Genomic DNA, 17204 nt, shown 5'->3' with positions numbered 1-17204 from the left:
ACGCATCAAGGGGCGATTCACATACCTCCGGATCGACAGGTTTATAAAATCCAGACAACGCTCACCATCAGTGAGCATTTTCCGAGTTTCGTAAACCCAGACCGAATCAGTCTCAGCGCTCCCGAGGACCCTTCCATTCCAGCAACGCCTGTAGCGGATCCAGCTCGCCAACAAGCTCACGCGCTTGAGCGAGCTTGTCCATAGCAACACACCGCTCGGCTTCGGGCAGATTCGATACGGAGCTCTCAGCATCACTGAAAAAGGCCTGGATCCGTTTTATGTCATCCCACTGTTTGATGGCACTCAGCAAATCAGCTCTCGCCTGCTTCCTTGCCTCGTTTTGACGTCGAATCCGTTCTCTCTCCTCGAGCCGGAGTAACTGCTCCCTCCACTTCTGCTGCCGAATCCTGGCCTGCTCCTCGGCCTCTTCTACCAATCGGGCAATTACAGGCGCGGCGTCCGTGAGCTGCTGTACGATCTCATCCAGCTGGCCACGCAACGGGCTTTGCTTGACCTCCTTCCAACTTTGAGACCAATCCGCACCTGGGTAGGGAGAGAAAGCCCTTATGCATAGACGGCCGGTCGCAAAGTCCATTCGGGTCGTCCAGTTCCAAGCAGAGCTCAAGCGGCGCAGTTGCTGCGCCGAGATCTTAGAGGTAGGGATGTACTCACCATCGATATTCCGAGCGTCCAATTCCTCAGTCATCTCAAACAACGTCAGCCCGATGGCGACCGTCCCAATGAAGACTACCGTGGGCTTGGAGGGTGACCACAACGCCGGATACCGGTGCCTTGGTTTCTTGGGTGGGTGCTCATGCTCATCAAACGCAACCCGGGCATAGGTGCGGTCACTCGGAGCAAACATCACGCGATGACCGGCAGCCTCCAGCTTGAGAAACAGCTGATTAGCAAGCTTGAGGGCAGGCTCCAGTTGCGGCTTGGTCACCACGACATCCACCAGGCGCTGCTTCCCGGGCTTGAGGAAGCCCTGGTCGATGACGCGGCCTTGCTCAAATACTTCATGCGCCCCTACGACAACAGGGTGCTGCCTTGATCGTGATATGCGGAGCTGTTCAGGGCTTATTTTACGCGGCACCGGTGCCTTCGGAGCCGGTTGAGAAACAGCACCAAGAACATCTCCCCTGCGCCAGACCTGCAGGTCACCAGGCCCAGCCTCAGGCAGCGGTGGCTGAGGACTCGGTATTCCATTCTCCAGCTTTACCCAGTGCCCGCGCGGTGGCCGTGGGACATTCATGCGGGCACACACGCGCGCCAAGAAGCTGGAAGAAACACGATGGTGATCCGCGATCTTGGTCATGGGACGCCGCCACACCTCTGCGTACATCTCCTCACGACTGACTGGGCCCCCAGGGCTGGAACCAAGTTGCTGGGCTACCTCTTCGGAAGACACGTACCAATCCTCAAGCCTGATATCAGCGAACCAGCCCGCGACTGGACATACGCCACGATCCAGGTCAACCGAGCCAAAGCGGTTGTTGTACCAAACCCTCCGTAGCTCCCTCCACCACGTTGTTCGCCCGGCCAGCAGGGGACAGCATCTGCAGAACGGATCAGGGTCCATAAGGAGGCGATATTCATGCCCGCGTCATCTGAACAGGTAGCCGCACGCTTGATCACCTGCCCACCCCGAATCCTGCGAGCCAACGCAGCCCCCGCCTACCTGGGAATGTGTCGCACCGAATTCAACAAGGCCGTGCGGCCCTTCATCCGGGAGTTTCCCATCGGGGTCCAGGGTATCGGCTTTGATCGTCTCGAACTCGACGCCTGGGCAGACGCCTACATCGAGCGGGCCAGCATTGAAAAGAGCGGTGCGCAGAGGGAAGATCCGCCCTGCAGCAAGCGCCGTGGAGGACAACCATGGCGAAAAGAAATATCACCGGCCTGTACCAGCGCAACGGCGTCTGGTGCATCGACAAGATCTATCGAGGTCAGCGCATTCGAGAAAGCACTGGCTCAGGTGACCGGAAGGAGGCGGAGCAGTACCTGATCCATCGCCTGGAGCAGCTGAGGCAGCAGCACATCTACGGCGTTCGAAGGGTAAGAACGTGGCGCGAGGCGGCTACGCGCTATCTGGTGGAGTACAAGGACCAGCCATCCATAGGACTCACGGCGTTGTATCTGGAGCAGCTCGATCCCTACATTGGTGATCGACCAGTCGACCACGTCGACGACGAGGCGCTCGCGCCATATGTGAAGGATAGGCTCGCGGGTCGCCTGCGCGGATCGCCCAGAAAAGGCAGAAGCGTGGCACCTCGAACCATAAACATCGCGTTGGAACGAGTCATCCGCGTCCTGAATCTCTGCGCACGAAAGTGGCGCGATGAAGCAAGGCGCCCCTGGCTCGATACCGTCCCGATGATTACGCGTCTGGACCTCAGGCGTTCGACGCGTCAGCCCCATCCGTTGTCCTGGGAGGAGCAGAGTCTGTTGTTTGCAGAGCTACCCGATCACCTGAAAAGGATGGCGCTCTACAAGGTCAACAGCGGTTCTCGCGAGCAGGAGGTGGTCAAGCTACGCTGGGATTGGGAAATCCCGGTGCCGGAACTGGAAACCAGCGTGTTCCTCATCCCGGCCGATTTTGGCGGGCGACACGACAATGCGGGGGTCAAGAACGGCGACGAGCGATTGATCGTGCTGAACCGGGTCGCCAAGTCGGTCATCGAGGGGCAACGGGGACTGGACCCGATATGGGTGTTTCCCTACGGCCAACCCGACAAGGATGGCAACGCCACTCCAGTGCACCGCATGAACGACTCGGCGTGGCGCAAGGCAAGGAAACGGGCGGCCGCGATGTACGAGGAGCGCTTCAGGCGAACGGCACCGCCTGGATTTGCATCGATCCGCGTGCATGATCTAAAGCACACGTTCGGTCGCAGGCTTCGCGCCGCCGGCGTAACGGAAGAAGACAGGAAGGTCCTGTTGGGCCACAAGAACGGCAGCATCACCAGCCATTACTCGGCAGCCGAACTGGGCAAGCTGATCGATGAAGCCAACAAGATATCGGCAACGGATTCGAGAGGCCCAGCGCTGACGATACTGAGGAGGAAGGCAGGATGAAAAAAGTCCCCGCAAAAGTCCCCACACAGCTTGGTTTGGAACGGCCATAAAAAAATCCAGTTACCGCTAAGTAACTGGATTTTTTAGGGTTTTTTTGGTCGGGACGGAGTGATTCGAACACTCGACCCCTTGCACCCCATGCAAGTGCGCTACCAGGCTGCGCTACGCCCCGAAGTCTTTTGCGAAAGCTGAAAACGAACGAAACTATACATTAAGCGACTGAAAATGTGAAGGTTTTTTCTTCCGCTGGTTTTGCCTCGCTTTTACTTGCGCAGAACTTGTAGTACCTCCTCCAATTCGCAGATCATCTGACGAATCAGTTGCTTGTACTGCGTGGTGTCTTCGCGCGCTTCATCCCCTGACAAGCGCAACCTAGCTCCACCGATAGTGAATCCCTGGTCATAAAGGAGCGCACGAATCTGACGGATCATCAACACATCCTGCCGCTGATAGTACCGCCGATTGCCTCTTCTCTTCACAGGGTTGACCTGTGGAAACTCTTGCTCCCAATAACGCAGTACATGGGGTTTCACTGCGCAAAGTTCACTGACCTCACCGATAGTGAAATAGCGCTTGCCAGGGATAACGGGCAGTTCGTCGTTATGACTTGGTTCCAGCATAGGCCTCGACTCTGGCTTTGAGTTTTTGCCCTGGACGGAAAGTTACGACGCGGCGCGCCGTGATCGGTATTTCCTCGCCTGTCTTCGGGTTACGACCAGGGCGCTGGCGCTTATCACGCAGGTCGAAATTGCCAAACCCTGACAATTTCACCTGCTCGTTATGCTCCAGCGCCTGGCGAATCTCTTCGAAAAAAAGCTCGACCAACTCCTTGGCTTCACGCTTATTCAAGCCTAGCTCTTCGTATAGACGTTCCGCCATTTCAGCTTTCGTCAGAGCCCCCATACGCTATTTCCTTAACGTGGCGTTGAACCTTTCTTCCAACGAGGTCAGGATGCTCTGCATAGCAGCGTTAACCTCTTCGTCATTAAGAGTGCGTGAAGGGTGTTGCCAGGTCAAGCCGACTGCCACACTTTTGCTAGAGGGATCAATACCTTTGCCCTGATACACATCAAATAGCTTGAGGTGAACCAGATGTGCCCCCGCCGCCTCACGAATACACTGCGTCACGGCCTCAGCTGCGACGTCGCGGTCTACGAGCAGAGCGATATCCCGCCGCACTTCAGGGAACCTCGATAGTTCGCTGAATTGTGGGAGGCGCCCTTCGGCAATTTCCGAAACAAGCAACTCGAACAGATAAACCGGCTGATCGACTCCCAGATTACCCGCCAGCTCCGGATGCAGTCTGCCGATGTAGCCGACCAGTCGACCGTCCCGCTCGATACGAGCGGTCTGCCCGGGATGCAGAGCCGGATGCTCCGCAACAACGAACCGATACGAGCAACCATCACCGGCATAGCCCAACAACGCCTCGACGTCTGCCTTCGCATCGTAAAAATCGACCGGTTCGCGTTCGTTAGCCCATCCTTCAGGCATACGACTGCCGGACACCACACCAGCCAGCATGCATTCCTGTTTCAGCTCGTCCAGCTGGCCAACGAAGCGCAGACCGGCCTCGAACAAACGCACCCGCGACTGTTGACGATTGAGATTGTGCTGCAACGCCTTGATCAGGCCCGGCCACAGCGATACACGCATCACCGCCATATCCGCGGAGATCGGATTAGCCAATTGCAGTGGTTTTATCCCAGGCGCGAACAGCTCAAACAGCTTCGGATCGATGAAGCTATAGGTAATTGCCTCCTGATAACCACGCGCGACCAGCAGGCGCCGCAGAAGCGGCAACTCTGCACGAGCTTCAGCCTTCGCCTCCGGCGCAAGACGCGCCTGCGGATAGCGCACGGGAAGACGGTCATAGCCATACAGCCGGCCCAGCTCTTCGATCAGATCAACCTCCAAGCTGATATCAAAACGATGGCTGGGTACGCCGACCTGCCAACGGCCGACGCCGTCTTCGGTAACGCTCAAGCCGAGCGAGGTCAACAACCGAACCACCTGAACAGGCTCGAGTTGTAAACCCAACATCTGGCTGATTCGCTCTGCACGCAACGTAATCGGCGCAATATTCGGCAGATAGCCTTCGCTTACTACCTCTGTGATCGTGCCTGCCTCGCCGCCAACAATCTCAAGCAGCAACGCCGTGGCGCGCTCCATGGCAATTCGCGCCAATTGAGGATCGACACCACGCTCATAACGGTGAGACGCGTCGGTATGCAAACCATAGGAGCGAGCCTTACCGGCCAAGGCGATGGTGTCGAAGAACGCGCTCTCGAGGAAAATGTCTCGGGTTTGCGCAGCCACACCGCTATGTTCGCCGCCCATCACGCCGGCGATGGCCAAGGCTCGCTGATGATCGGCGATCACCAACGTATCAGCACGCAGAATCACTTCCTGGCCGTCCAGCAAAACCAGTTTTTCGCCTTCGTCAGCCATCCGCACTCGAATGCCGCCGTTGATCTGCTTCAGATCGAAGGCATGAAGTGGTTGTCCTAGCTCAAGCATCACGTAATTGGTGATATCGACGACCGCGTCAACACTGCGCACATCAGAGCGACGCAGACGCTCCAGCATCCACAGCGGCGTCGGACGCGAGCAATCAATATTGCGAATGACACGCCCCAGATACCGCGGACAGGCCTGTGGTGCGGCCACTTCAATAGAAAGACGCTGTTCGTGGCTTTCCGCAACAGCCGGAACAGACGGAACATTCACTGCGACGTCATATATCGCACCCACTTCGCGCGCCAGGCCTTTCAGCGACAGACAATCACCCCGATTCGGAGTCAAGCCGATTTCGATGGTCGCATCATCCAGCCCCAGATAGTCGCGAAAGTCGCGTCCAACCGGTGCGTCATCGAGCAACTCCATCAAACCGCTGTCATCGTTACCGACCTGCAGTTCGGTTTCCGAGCAAAGCATGCCGTTGGATTCGACTCCGCGCAGCTTGGCCTTCTTGATCTTGAAGTCACCCGGAAGCACCGCACCGATCATGGCGAAAGGGATCTTCAATCCGGCGCGCACATTCGGCGCACCGCACACCACCTGAAAGGTTTCGACACCGTTGCTGACCTGACAAACACGCAGCTTATCGGCATCGGGGTGCTGCTCTACACTCAGCACCTGGCCTACCACTACACCGCTGAACATCCCAGCCACGGGAGTAACGGCATCAACCTCGAGGCCAACCATCGACAGACGAGCTACCAGTTCGTCACGAGAAACCTGCGGATTAACCCAGCTCCGCAGCCACTGTTCACTGAATTTCATTCTGTTCTCCTAAATCCGTTGACAAGCACTGCGCTAGCGAAACTGCGCCAAGAACCGCAGGTCGTTGTCGAAGAACAGGCGCAAATCATTGACGCCATAGCGAAGCATGGCCAAGCGCTCGGCGCCCATGCCGAAGGCAAATCCTTGGTACTTCTCCGGATCGATACCCGACATCCGCAATACGTTCGGATGCACCATGCCGCAACCCATGACCTCAAGCCAGCCGGTCTGCTTGCATACCCGGCAGCCTTTACCACTGCACATCACGCACTGCATGTCCACTTCCGCCGAAGGCTCGGTGAACGGAAAGAAGGAAGGTCGAAAGCGTACGCCGAGTGGTTTTTCAAAGAACACCCGCAGAAATTGCTCAATGGTGCCTTTCAGATCGGCAAAGCTGATGCCCTCGTCGATCAGCAAGCCTTCTACCTGATGGAACATCGGCGAATGAGTGATATCCGAGTCGCAACGATAGACCCGCCCGGGACAAACGATCCGTATTGGGGGCTGGCGGGACTCCATAGTTCGCACCTGAACCGGTGATGTATGAGTCCGTAACAGCATATTGGCGTTGAAGTAGAAGGTGTCGTGCATCGCACGCGCCGGGTGATGGCCCGGGATGTTGAGGGCCTCGAAGTTGTGATAGTCATCTTCAACTTCAGGCCCTTCGGCAACGCTGTATCCGATGTGACTGAAGAACTGTTCGATACGCTCTAGCGTGCGGGTCACCGGATGCAGGCCACCCGAGACCTGGCCACGTCCCGGCAAGGAAACATCAATGCGCTCGGCTGCCAACTGAGCACCCAGTGCCGCCCGCTCAAGCTCAGCCTTGCGGGCGTTGAGAACGTCTTGGACCTGGGATTTGGCCGCATTAATCAATGCGCCTGCCTTGGGTCGCTCCTCCGGCGAAAGCTTCCCCAATGTTTGCATCACCAGAGTCAGCTCGCCTTTCTTTCCCAGGTACTGGACCCGGATCTGCTCAAGGGCGTTGACGTCTTCGCTTCGTTGCACAGCCTCGAGCGCTTGCGAGACCAGTGCCTCCAGGTTTTCCATGTACACAACCTCCAGAGGTTCTTGCAGAACCGCACTGGCTGCCGATCGAGGCGCAGATCGGTACCACGCGCACTTTTGCAAAAGCCCCTCGCAGATACAAAATAGGGGAAGAGCATAAGACTCTTCCCCTATCGATGACGTTGCAGCAGGCTAGAAAGCCTGTGATTGCCGGGGCTTAAGCCAGAGAAGCTTTCGCTTTTTCGACAATCGCAGCAAACGCCGTTTTCTCATTCACTGCCAGATCGGCCAGAACCTTACGGTCGATCTCGATGGCCGCCTTTTTCAGGCCAGCGATGAAACGGCTGTAGGACAGACCGTTAACACGCGCACCGGCATTGATACGAGCGATCCACAGAGCGCGGAACTGACGCTTGCGCTGACGGCGGTCGCGGTAGGCGTATTGGCCAGCCTTGATTACCGCCTGCTTGGCGACGCGGAACACGCGCGAACGCGCGCCGTAGTAGCCTTTGGCGAGTTTCAGGATTTTCTTGTGACGGCGACGGGCAACGACGCCACGCTTAACACGAGCCATGAGTTATTCCTCTGAGTCTTGACCGGATTAACGAACGCGCAGCATGCGCTCCACTTTTGCAACGTCGGACGGATGCACTTGCGAGCAACCGCGCAGCTGACGCTTACGCTTGGTGGTCATCTTGGTCAGGATGTGGCTCTTGAAAGCGTGCTTGTGCTTGAAGCCGTTAGCAGTCTTCTTGAAGCGCTTCGCAGCACCACTTTTAGTCTTCATCTTTGGCATGTTCGATCTCCACAGTGTGGGTGATTACAAATAACCGCAAGGCCTGCCAGTGCCCTGGTGGTTACTTTTTCTTCTTGGGAGCGATGACCATGATCAGCTGGCGTCCTTCCATCTTTGGGTGCTGTTCGACGGAACCGTATTCAGTCAGATCGGTCTCGACCCGCTTCAACAACTCCATCCCCAGCTCCTGATGGGCCATCTCACGGCCACGGAATCTCAACGAAACCTTGGCCCTGTCCCCGTCGCTAAGGAAACGAATCAGGTTGCGTAGCTTGACCTGATAGTCTCCCTCTTCCGTCCCTGGACGAAACTTGATTTCTTTTACCTGGATCTGTTTCTGGTTTTTCTTCGCCGCAGCGACCTGCTTCTTCTTCTCGAAGAGATGCTTGCCGTAATCCATGATCCGGCAAACCGGCGGAACGGCATCGGCGGAAATTTCCACCAGATCCAGTTTTGCTTCTTCTGCTACTCGAAGCGCTTCATCAATCGAGACGATGCCAATCTGCTCGCCGTCAGCACCAATCAAACGGACCTCACGAGCCGAGATATTCTCGTTGATCGGGGCCTTGGGTGCGGTTCGTTTGTCTTGTCTCATTTCACGCTTAATAGCTATTACTCCAAATCTTGGCGACCACGCCGGGAAACCGCCTGCGCCAGCAGCTGCGCGAATTGCTCGAGGGGCATGGAGCCCAAATCGACGCCTTCGCGGGTGCGCACAGCAACGGAGCGAGTCTCAACCTCCCGATCCCCGATAACCAAGAGATAAGGAGTCTTGAGCAAAGTATGCTCGCGGATTTTAAAGCCGATCTTCTCGTTTCTCAAGTCGGACTTGGCACGAAACCCGCTTTGACTCAAGGTTCTTTCGACTTCGAGAGCAAATTCGGCCTGCTTGTCGGTGATATTCATCACCACCGCCTGAGTCGGCGCCAGCCAAGCAGGGAAGGCCCCTTCGTAGTGCTCGATCAGGATACCGATGAAACGCTCGAATGAACCGAGAATAGCGCGATGCAACATCACCGGATGCTGACGATCATTGTTCTCACTGACATATTCCGCGCCGAGGCGAATAGGCAGGTTAAAGTCAAGCTGCAACGTACCGCACTGCCAGACCCGCCCAAGGCAATCCTTCAGCGAGAATTCGATCTTGGGTCCGTAGAACGCCCCTTCGCCCGGTTGCCGATCGTACGCCAGCCCAGCGCTGTCGAGCGCCGCAGCCAAAGCCGCCTCAGCCCGATCCCACAGCTCATCAGAACCCACGCGCTTTTCCGGGCGAGTCGACAGCTTGAGTTGAATATCGTCGAAACCGAAATCGGCGTATACCGCCTGAGTCAGCTTGATGAATGCAGCGGATTCGGACTGCATTTGCTCTTCGGTACAGAAGATATGCGCATCATCCTGAGTGAAGCCGCGCACCCGCATGATTCCGTGCAGAGCACCGGACGGCTCGTTACGATGACAGGCGCCGAATTCAGCCAGCCGCAACGGCAGCTCGCGGTAGCTTTTGAGTCCCTGATTGTAGACCTGCACGTGGCACGGGCAGTTCATCGGCTTGATCGCGTAATCGCGACTCTCCGACTCGGTGGTGAACATGTTCTCGGCGTAGTTCGCCCAGTGCCCCGACTTTTCCCAGAGCACCCGATCTACTACCTGGGGCGTCTTGATCTCCAAATAACCATTATCGCGCTGAACGGTGCGCATGTACTGCTCAAGCACTTGGTAGAGCGTCCAGCCGTTCGGATGCCAGAACACCATGCCCGGCGCTTCTTCCTGGGTATGGAATAGATCAAGGCGCTTGCCGATCTTGCGGTGATCGCGCTTCTCCGCTTCCTCGATGCGCTGGATGTAGGCCGCCAGCTGCTTCTTGTCCGCCCAAGCCGTGCCGTAGATTCGTTGCAGCTGCTCGTTCTTGGCATCGCCACGCCAGTAAGCACCCGACAGCTTGGTCAGCTTGAATGCCTTAAGAAAGCGCGTATTGGGAACGTGCGGACCACGACACATATCCACGTATTCCTCGTGGTAGTACAGGCCCATCGCCTGCTCGTCCGGCATATCGTCGATCAAGCGCAGCTTGTATTCCTCACCACGCGAGCTGAACACATCAATCACTTCCTGGCGCGGAGTGACCTTCTTGATGACGTCGTAATCCTTGTCGATGAGCTCACGCATACGCGCTTCGATCGCAGCGACGTCATCCGGCGTAAAGGGGCGCTCGTAGGCGATGTCGTAATAGAAGCCCTCGTCGATCACCGGCCCGATCACCATCCGTGCAGTCGGATACAACTGCTTTACTGCATGCCCGATCAGGTGTGCGCACGAGTGACGGATGATCTCCAGCCCCTCCTCATCTTTTGGAGTGATGATTTGCACACTGGCATCGCGCTCGATCAGATCACAGGCATCGACCAGCCGACCATCTACCTTGCCCGCGAGCGTCGCCTTGGCAAGCCCCGCACCGATGGACTGCGCAACCTCCGCAACGGACACCGCATGATCGAACGAACGCTGACTGCCGTCAGGAAGAGTAATGGTGGGCATGGCGCCTCCTCTCCTAGTGGTGACCCCTACCAAAGGCCACATGGGTTGGGATGAGCCAGGAAAGCGATTCAGCGAATCTCCTGCCGCACAGTGGCAGATGCCGGTAGGCTCGAGTCGCACAAACCGAAGTCACTGGAAGAATCAAACAGACATGCTTTCAGAAAGCCACGCAAGCTGACAAGCAAGCCAAAAAAAAGGGCCGCTTTCGCGACCCTTTTTCGAATTGGTAGGCACAATTGGATTCGAACCAACGACCCCCACCATGTCAAGGTGGTGCTCTAACCAACTGAGCTATGTGCCTTCGATGGGGGCGCATTCTATAGCCACCCTCGCGAGAGTCAAGTTTTTTTTGAGGTAACCCGCTGATATTTGAAAATTTTACCCGGCGGGCCGGGAATCAAACGGCGGCACTGGCGAAGCGCAAATAGCCACGCTAGCATCGCGTCAAATATATACAACAGGTATGTCAAAATGCCGAACACGCCCTACCCTCAGTCGTTTTATGCTGCTTCAGCGAATCCAGCACCGGAACGCTCACCATTATGTGAAAGCAAGCACGCCGATGTCTGCATCATCGGCGCCGGCTACACCGGCCTTTCCGCGGGGCTGTTTCTCGCCGAACAGGGCTATCAGGTGGTGATCCTAGAGGCGGCCCGGGTAGGCTTCGGCGCTTCCGGACGCAACGGCGGACAGATCGTCAACAGCTACAGCCGGGATCTCGACCACGTGGAGCGCAGTGTTAGTGCCGACGAAGCACGCCTGATAGGCGCAATGGCGTTCGAAGGCGGGAGGATCATTCGTGAACGCATCGCCCGTTACGATATCCGGTGCGACCTCAAGAATGGCGGCGTTTTTGCAGCTTTAACGCACAAACAAATGCACCACCTCGAGCAGCAGAAAGCGCTCTGGGAGCGTTATGGCTACGATCAGCTGGAAGTGCTCGATCGAGATGCCATTCGCCGAATCGTCGCCTGCGATCGTTATATCGGCGGGACCCTGGACAAGCTAGGCGGACATATCCATCCACTCAACCTTGCGCTGGGCGAGGCTGCAGCGCTGGAGTCGCTGGGCGGCGTCATCTATGAGCAAAGCCCGGCAATCCGTATCGATCGCGGTCCTGAGCCAGTGGTGCACACCGAGCAAGGCTCGGTACATGCAAAATTTCTGATAATCGCCGGCAACGCATACCTTGGCGGACTGGTGCCCGAACTCGCCGCCAAATCGATGCCATGCGGAACCCAGGTAGTTGCGACCGAACCGCTGAACGGTGATCTCGCCCACCGCCTCCTGCCGCAAGACTACTGTGTCGAAGACTGCAACTACCTACTCGACTATTACCGACTCTCTGCCGACAAGCGCCTCATCTACGGTGGTGGCGTGGCATATGGCGCGCGCGACCCGGCCGATATCGAATCGATCATTCGTCCCAAGATGCTAAAGACCTTTCCACAACTCCAAGACGTCAAGATCGAATACAGCTGGACCGGCAATTTCCTGCTTACGCTGTCGCGGTTACCGCAGGTCGGACGCCTGGGGGACAACATCTACTACTCGCAGGGCTGCAGCGGCCACGGCGTCACCTACACCCACCTGGCCGGCAAGATCATTGCTGAAGCCTTGCGCGGCCAGGCAGAACGCTTTGACGCTTTCGCCAGCTTGCCGCACCACCCCTTTCCTGGCGGACATCAGCTAAGGGTGCCATTGAGCGCGCTTGGCGCGCTCTACTACAGCCTGCGCGATAGATTGGGCATTTGATTACATTAGCGGCAGGCAGGAATAGCCTGGCAAGCCTGTCGCACACCATCGACGGGAAGCGGCAGAGGCTCGGCAAAGCGCGTATCCTGCGGCGCAATACTCACCGCGCAAGTGCGCGCCTGCTGCGCTTCGTTGAGGCAACCTTTCTCTGCCAATACATGCGAAAGGTTGAACCATCCGGGAGCGAATCCGGCATCGCGGCTCACGCTGATGCGCAGCGCCTGCTCTGCAGCCTGTCGATCACCCAGGGCGTATTGACTGTTAGCTAGCGCAAACCACGGCATGCCGCCAGGCCATCGCTCGCCGGCCACGCGATAGGCCGCTTGCGCCGAATCCGCCAGCCCAACCTGCTCTAGGTCATTTGCTGCCCGCAGCCAGACCGCCTCCTCGGCCGTCGCCGGCATTCGATCCGGCCTAACAGTCACGACTGCCCAGCGATCACCCTTCGCCCAGCTGCGCTCGAACTGGCGAAAACTGCCGACCCAACGCCGAGTGGTGCCAGAGCGCAGAATGATCTCCTGCTCGCCCAGGTCGTAGCCGATCACCACAGCGAAATGCCACTGCGGCCAACGGTCGAAGGCCAAGTTCTGCAATACCAATACTGGATTTCCCGCCGCCACTTCCTTCAGTAGTGCTTCCAGCCGTGGTCGCAACGGATACACCAGCATCCCGTTCGCACGCGCAGCGGCTACCATCTCTACCTGCAGACTTCCACGGCGCTGCGGGATATAGACCTGATCGACCAACTGTTCAGGAGTGATCCGCCGTCCACCATGCACCAGCATTGTCGCCAGCGCTGCCGGTCCGCACTGATAATCCTCCTGCGCGAAGAATGGCGTATCGACCAGCTCGATCCGCTCCGGCAGCTGCGCACTCCCAATGTTAAGCGGTTGCTGTGCGCAGCCAACGAGCAGAACGACCAGCGACACCAGCCAAGCAAGGCGCCGGGTCAACGGTTGATGCAATTGACGAAATTGAAAATGTTGGTTGCACAGAGCATGTCAGTGATGATGAAGATCACCAGAAACAGCACGATTATCCCAACCACACCGGCGCCGGCCGGAGCCTGATCGAGCTGCTGATTGAACTGCGCCAGCTCTGCGGGGGTCAGGCTGTTAATGCGCTTTTCTACCTGCGTCCGATCGACTCCCATCGACTCGAGCTTCTTCTGCACGTCCTGATCTTCCAACATCGTAAGCAGCTGTTGGCGATCGACCTGCTGTTGCTGCTCGGCAATAACTTCGGGCGTACCAATCATCGCCGCCTGCGCCATCGGAATCTGCGCAACCAGCATGAAGTGCAAAGCCGCCACAACAGCAGCGACACGCTTGAGCAGGGATGAGCTGAACATGGTGCTACTCCTTTTTCGAGATCGGCCTGTGCGACTGCAAAAGGCCATCAGCCAATAAGACGAACGACAGCTGCTTCGGTTCCCGCTTGTCAGGTATTTCGTGACGGACTCTGATTGGCCGGCATTTACCTTTCACTTATCCGCCACTAACGTTGATCGTAGTTGATCAAATTCAATCGGCCTCAATGGAAAAGGACATGTCTAGACCGCGTTGCGTACTGCTGCTATTCGTCACCTCACTTCTTGCAGGCTGTCAATGGCATTCCGCGCCCATCGAAGCCAGCAGCAACACGTGCAACTCGCAGCACGTGCAGCACCTGCTGGGCCAAATCGCTACCCCACAATTACTCGAGCAGGCACGCGAGCTGGCCGGAGCGCAATCCGCACGCCTGTTGCGCCCGGATCAAGTCGTCACTCTGGAATACGACTCACGGCGACTGAACATCCACACCGACAAGAATCTGAAGATCCAGCGGCTAACATGCGGTTAAGAACACGACCACCTGCAGATGACCGCGCCCCTCAACCATGATGACGCGGCAGAGCTACTGCGCCATCGCTCTGCGCACGCGGAGATTCGATGCCGATACGGGCTTGGGCGGCGTGAGAAGAAAACCCAGCCGATAGCGATTGATCACGACCTGAGCGAGCAGCGGCGCCGCTATACCAACCAGAGTTCCCAGGACCAGATGCACCGGTATCGAATCAATGTCCAGGAAACTAGCAAGAATTACGCGCACACCACTGCCTGCCAGGATGTGCATCAGATAGATCGTCATTGACGACGCACCGAGGAAGAGCAACCAGCCCACCCGGAACTGCCCCAGCCACATGGAGAGCGCGACCATAAAGAAGATCGAAATGGTTGCCAGCGCCAGCACAGGCAAGCCACCATCCACGTAGTTCATCCCGAACATTATGTGGAACAGGTATTGCCCGACCACGAAAAGCACTCCGAAGAACAGCGTCAGCTGTACGCAGCGCGCTAGAAAGAACTGCTTAACCTCGTTGAACCAGATGCCCAGCGCGAAGAAAACGGTATTGCCGAGAATGAACCTGGTCGCCGTATTGACCGTGAGCGCATCCTTGAATACGAACAGCACGCCAAACAGCACCACCATCGGCAAGAAGTAACGACGGTCAGCTCGCGCGTATAGAAAGGAACAGAGCACGAATACCAGGAACAGCGCATACAGGAACCAAAACTGGGCACGCGGCATCCACAACAGGGAGAACACCTCGGCCAGCGTTACCTCACCATTGGTGTAATTGGAAAGCACGACCTCGATCAGTCCTTGCAATAGCGACCAGACGATGAATGGGTAAACGATGGTATCGACCTTGTTGATGATCAACCCGCTTTTGCCGCGCTTTTGCAGCGAGTCGAAGAAAAAAAGCCCCGACAGAAAGAAGAACAACGGCATGTGGAAGCTATAGATGATGCTGTCCACCAGTACGTAATTAGCTTCATCCATAGGCAGGCCCGCGTTGAAAACCCCACGCGCGACGTGTCCATAAACGACCAGGATAATCCCTATCGCCTTGGCATAATCGACCCAGACATTTCTCTCCTGCATCATCATCGTTCTCCTTGTTGTGAAGGCATCGGAAAGCCGGCGCTCAGCCTGCGCTTGAGAGCGGATGCTGCAGATAGACAATGCTTTCGAGGATTTGTTTGCGCCTCGGCAAAAGGACAGCCTCCAGCGTCAAGCAGCCATAACACTCAGCCCCGCTCACCAAATGAATAGGCGTCAGAGGCATGCGAAACGTCTGATCCACCAAGCACTACAGCGCGTTACCGCGGAGAAGCCACGTAAATGGGCGACGCGAAAGCGTCATCGAAACGATCGATCGCGACCTGGTGCGCCCAGTTGTGATGCAAACAGACCGGGTGTATATCACTGCTTTTTTCTCGGAGCCTGCCATGAGCGACCGCCTTCTTCCCGCGTGCTCCATCCTGTTGCTTGCCGGCGGTCGAGGCCAGCGCATGGGCGGCAGGGACAAGGGATTGATCGAGTGGCATGGACAACCGCTGATTGCCTGGGTGCATGAGACCGTTCGCGCACTAACCGACGATCTGTTGCTGTCATGCAACCGCAACCAGACCGCCTATGCACCTTACGCGGATCGCCTGCTCTCAGATGAAGAACCCGATTTTCCAGGACCATTGGCCGGAATCCGGGCAGGGCTTGCCGCTGCACATCATGATTGGCTGATGATCTTGCCTTGCGACGCGCCGAAGATTGATGCGCTGCTGCTGCGGAGCCTCCACGCAATTGCCACGCAGGATCCTCTGCATCCCTTGATGGTGCGCCGCTCGGCGCAGTGGGAACCGTTGTTCAGCATGATCCCGACACGCCTGGCTGCGCGTCTCGAAGCAGCTTGGCAGGCCGGCGCTCGCAGCCCTCGCCAGGTACTGCTGGCGTTAGGATCACGAGCATTGGATATAGCCGAGGACGATCCACGCCTGGCCAACCTCAACACCCCGGAACTACTCGAACGCTGGGATCTCGGGAACTTAGCCTAGCGGACGCCCGTCCCACTTGCATCATAACCAAGGAGGCAAGGACCATGACCTCACGCATTATTCCTGCATTGCTTGTCATCGTCGGACTGGGGGCACTCACCGGATGCGCCAATCCGAGCGTTATCACCCTTAACGATGGCCGAGAAATCCAGACGCTCGACCACCCCGAGTACGACGATGAATCCGGCTTCTACGAGTACGAACAGCTCGACGGCAATCCTGGCAAGGTCAACAAGGATCAGGTTCGGACCGTCCGCGAACTCTGAGTATCCGCCCGATGGGTTGGCGCCCCCTTCCGCCAACCCTCGGCTCTTCGCCACGCCCCGCGCCTGATCGGCCACAGCCAAATAGCCGTCAAAAAAATCTTTACTAAACCCTTGTGCAACAAAACTTTTTCTGTAGAATGCGCGCCATCTTCGGAGCGTAGCGCAGCTTGGTAGCGCGTCTCGTTCGGGACGAGAAGGTCGCTGGTTCGAATCCAGTCGCTCCGACCAACTCCCGATCTCTGCACGATCAAGTGCAAGATTAAAAAAGCCGACCTTGAAGTCGGCTTTTTTCGTTTCGCGAGCTGACAACATACAGTCTAGTCGGCACGGCGCTCAGATCTGCAGAAAACCCACTACCTGCTCAGCCTCGAACGGCCAATCCAATTCCGCCCCGGTATCCACCCGACGCAACACCGGAATGCGCAGGCCGTAGTAGTCAACCCACTCCGGCCTTTCAGCGATATCCAGCAACTCCACGAGCAGGCCATGCTCAACCAGAGGCATCAGTATCTCCTCGGCCTGCTCACACAGGTGACAACCAAGGGTTCCGAAAAGCTGACATTCAGGCAGCATAAGCGACTCATTCATATCCCAATTCCAGTT

18 protein-coding genes and 3 tRNA genes are annotated in these 17204 nt (G+C 57.1%); 6 read left to right on the top strand and 15 right to left on the bottom strand.

The window, feature by feature from the left end; genetic code table 11:
* Window positions 1-112: 112 nt before the first annotated feature.
* Window positions 113-1318 carry a hypothetical protein gene (locus tag U8L64_RS09260; protein WP_333396438.1) on the bottom strand — a complete coding sequence of 402 codons (1206 nt, stop codon included), beginning with the start codon at window positions 1316-1318 and terminating at the stop codon, window positions 113-115.
* Window positions 1319-1878: 560 nt separating this feature from the next.
* Here U8L64_RS09260 and U8L64_RS09255 point away from each other — a divergent pair.
* Window positions 1879-3078 (top strand): tyrosine-type recombinase/integrase, encoded by a 1200-nt coding sequence (locus tag U8L64_RS09255; RefSeq protein WP_333396435.1) that lies wholly within the window; start codon window positions 1879-1881, stop codon window positions 3076-3078.
* A 95-nt stretch (window positions 3079-3173) separates the two neighbouring features.
* Here U8L64_RS09255 and U8L64_RS09250 read toward each other — a convergent pair.
* The 10 genes from U8L64_RS09250 to U8L64_RS09205 all read right to left on the bottom strand — a co-directional run bounded on the left by U8L64_RS09250 (window position 3174) and on the right by U8L64_RS09205 (window position 11003).
* Window positions 3174-3250: transfer RNA gene (locus U8L64_RS09250), tRNA-Pro, on the bottom strand.
* Window positions 3251-3341: 91 nt separating this feature from the next.
* Window positions 3342-3698, bottom strand: a complete 357-nt coding sequence (locus U8L64_RS09245) for a MerR family transcriptional regulator (protein ID WP_333396432.1) — start codon at window positions 3696-3698, stop codon at window positions 3342-3344.
* Entirely contained in the window at window positions 3679-3981 is a 303-nt protein-coding gene (gene ihfA / locus U8L64_RS09240) for an integration host factor subunit alpha (protein ID WP_003282572.1), read from the bottom strand. The genes U8L64_RS09245 and ihfA overlap by 20 nt, the downstream gene beginning before the upstream one ends.
* A 3-nt stretch (window positions 3982-3984) precedes the next feature.
* The gene (gene pheT / locus U8L64_RS09235; RefSeq protein ID WP_333396414.1) at window positions 3985-6363 is read right to left on the bottom strand and encodes a phenylalanine--tRNA ligase subunit beta; all 2379 of its coding nucleotides are present in this window, start codon (window positions 6361-6363) and stop codon (window positions 3985-3987) included.
* Between the two features lie 33 nt (window positions 6364-6396).
* A complete protein-coding gene (gene pheS, locus U8L64_RS09230) occupies window positions 6397-7413 on the bottom strand; it encodes a phenylalanine--tRNA ligase subunit alpha (protein WP_054093147.1) in 1017 nt (338 codons plus the stop codon).
* Between the two features lie 175 nt (window positions 7414-7588).
* Window positions 7589-7945, bottom strand: a complete 357-nt coding sequence (gene rplT / locus U8L64_RS09225; RefSeq protein ID WP_003289524.1) for a 50S ribosomal protein L20 — start codon at window positions 7943-7945, stop codon at window positions 7589-7591.
* Between the two features lie 27 nt (window positions 7946-7972).
* Window positions 7973-8167 carry a 50S ribosomal protein L35 gene (gene rpmI, locus U8L64_RS09220; protein WP_003298367.1) on the bottom strand — a complete coding sequence of 65 codons (195 nt, stop codon included), beginning with the start codon at window positions 8165-8167 and terminating at the stop codon, window positions 7973-7975.
* Window positions 8168-8228: 61 nt separating this feature from the next.
* The gene (gene infC / locus U8L64_RS09215) at window positions 8229-8780 is read right to left on the bottom strand and encodes a translation initiation factor IF-3 (RefSeq protein WP_175415090.1); all 552 of its coding nucleotides are present in this window, start codon (window positions 8778-8780) and stop codon (window positions 8229-8231) included.
* Window positions 8780-10702, bottom strand: a complete 1923-nt coding sequence (gene thrS / locus U8L64_RS09210; protein ID WP_333396388.1) for a threonine--tRNA ligase — start codon at window positions 10700-10702, stop codon at window positions 8780-8782. Before thrS ends, infC begins: the two co-directional genes overlap by 1 nt.
* Window positions 10703-10926: 224 nt before the next feature.
* A tRNA-Val gene (locus U8L64_RS09205) sits at window positions 10927-11003 on the bottom strand.
* A 170-nt stretch (window positions 11004-11173) separates the two neighbouring features.
* Between U8L64_RS09205 and U8L64_RS09200 the strand changes: the two genes are divergently transcribed.
* Window positions 11174-12457 carry an NAD(P)/FAD-dependent oxidoreductase gene (locus U8L64_RS09200; protein WP_156714792.1) on the top strand — a complete coding sequence of 428 codons (1284 nt, stop codon included), beginning with the start codon at window positions 11174-11176 and terminating at the stop codon, window positions 12455-12457.
* Between the two features lie 5 nt (window positions 12458-12462).
* On the opposite strand, the gene U8L64_RS09195 is transcribed toward U8L64_RS09200, so the two are convergent.
* Together U8L64_RS09195 and U8L64_RS09190 are read right to left on the bottom strand one after the other, a co-directional pair.
* Window positions 12463-13410 (bottom strand): PA2778 family cysteine peptidase, encoded by a 948-nt coding sequence (locus U8L64_RS09195; RefSeq protein WP_234302450.1) that lies wholly within the window; start codon window positions 13408-13410, stop codon window positions 12463-12465.
* On the bottom strand, window positions 13407-13808 hold the full coding sequence (locus tag U8L64_RS09190; RefSeq protein ID WP_043297011.1) for a PA2779 family protein: 402 nt from the start codon (window positions 13806-13808) through the stop codon (window positions 13407-13409). Before U8L64_RS09190 ends, U8L64_RS09195 begins: the two co-directional genes overlap by 4 nt.
* A 197-nt stretch (window positions 13809-14005) precedes the next feature.
* On the opposite strand from U8L64_RS09190, the gene U8L64_RS09185 reads away from it, so the two are divergent.
* On the top strand, window positions 14006-14299 hold the full coding sequence (locus U8L64_RS09185) for an I78 family peptidase inhibitor (protein ID WP_333396382.1): 294 nt from the start codon (window positions 14006-14008) through the stop codon (window positions 14297-14299).
* A gap of 54 nt (window positions 14300-14353) precedes the next feature.
* Here the strand turns inward: U8L64_RS09185 and U8L64_RS09180 are convergent, their stop codons facing one another.
* Window positions 14354-15385 carry an acyltransferase family protein gene (locus U8L64_RS09180; RefSeq protein WP_333396754.1) on the bottom strand — a complete coding sequence of 344 codons (1032 nt, stop codon included), beginning with the start codon at window positions 15383-15385 and terminating at the stop codon, window positions 14354-14356.
* Window positions 15386-15732: 347 nt separating this feature from the next.
* Between U8L64_RS09180 and mobA the strand changes: the two genes are divergently transcribed.
* From mobA to U8L64_RS09165, 3 genes are all read left to right on the top strand, one after another.
* Window positions 15733-16335, top strand: a complete 603-nt coding sequence (gene mobA / locus U8L64_RS09175; RefSeq protein WP_333396379.1) for a molybdenum cofactor guanylyltransferase MobA — start codon at window positions 15733-15735, stop codon at window positions 16333-16335.
* A 44-nt stretch (window positions 16336-16379) separates the two neighbouring features.
* Window positions 16380-16601 (top strand): YgdI/YgdR family lipoprotein, encoded by a 222-nt coding sequence (locus U8L64_RS09170; RefSeq protein ID WP_008569001.1) that lies wholly within the window; start codon window positions 16380-16382, stop codon window positions 16599-16601.
* A 151-nt stretch (window positions 16602-16752) separates the two neighbouring features.
* Window positions 16753-16829 (top strand) — tRNA-Pro (locus U8L64_RS09165).
* Between the two features lie 105 nt (window positions 16830-16934).
* Here U8L64_RS09165 and U8L64_RS09160 read toward each other — a convergent pair.
* A complete protein-coding gene (locus U8L64_RS09160; RefSeq protein ID WP_333396751.1) occupies window positions 16935-17174 on the bottom strand; it encodes a glutaredoxin family protein in 240 nt (79 codons plus the stop codon).
* Window positions 17175-17204 lie beyond the last annotated feature (30 nt).

This window comes from Pseudomonas sp. FIP_A4 (genome assembly GCF_036701605.1).
GTDB lineage: Bacteria > Pseudomonadota > Gammaproteobacteria > Pseudomonadales > Pseudomonadaceae > Stutzerimonas > Stutzerimonas phenolilytica.
Note: the sequence above shows the minus strand (reverse complement) of the source record. Positions and strands in the feature narration are given on the sequence as shown.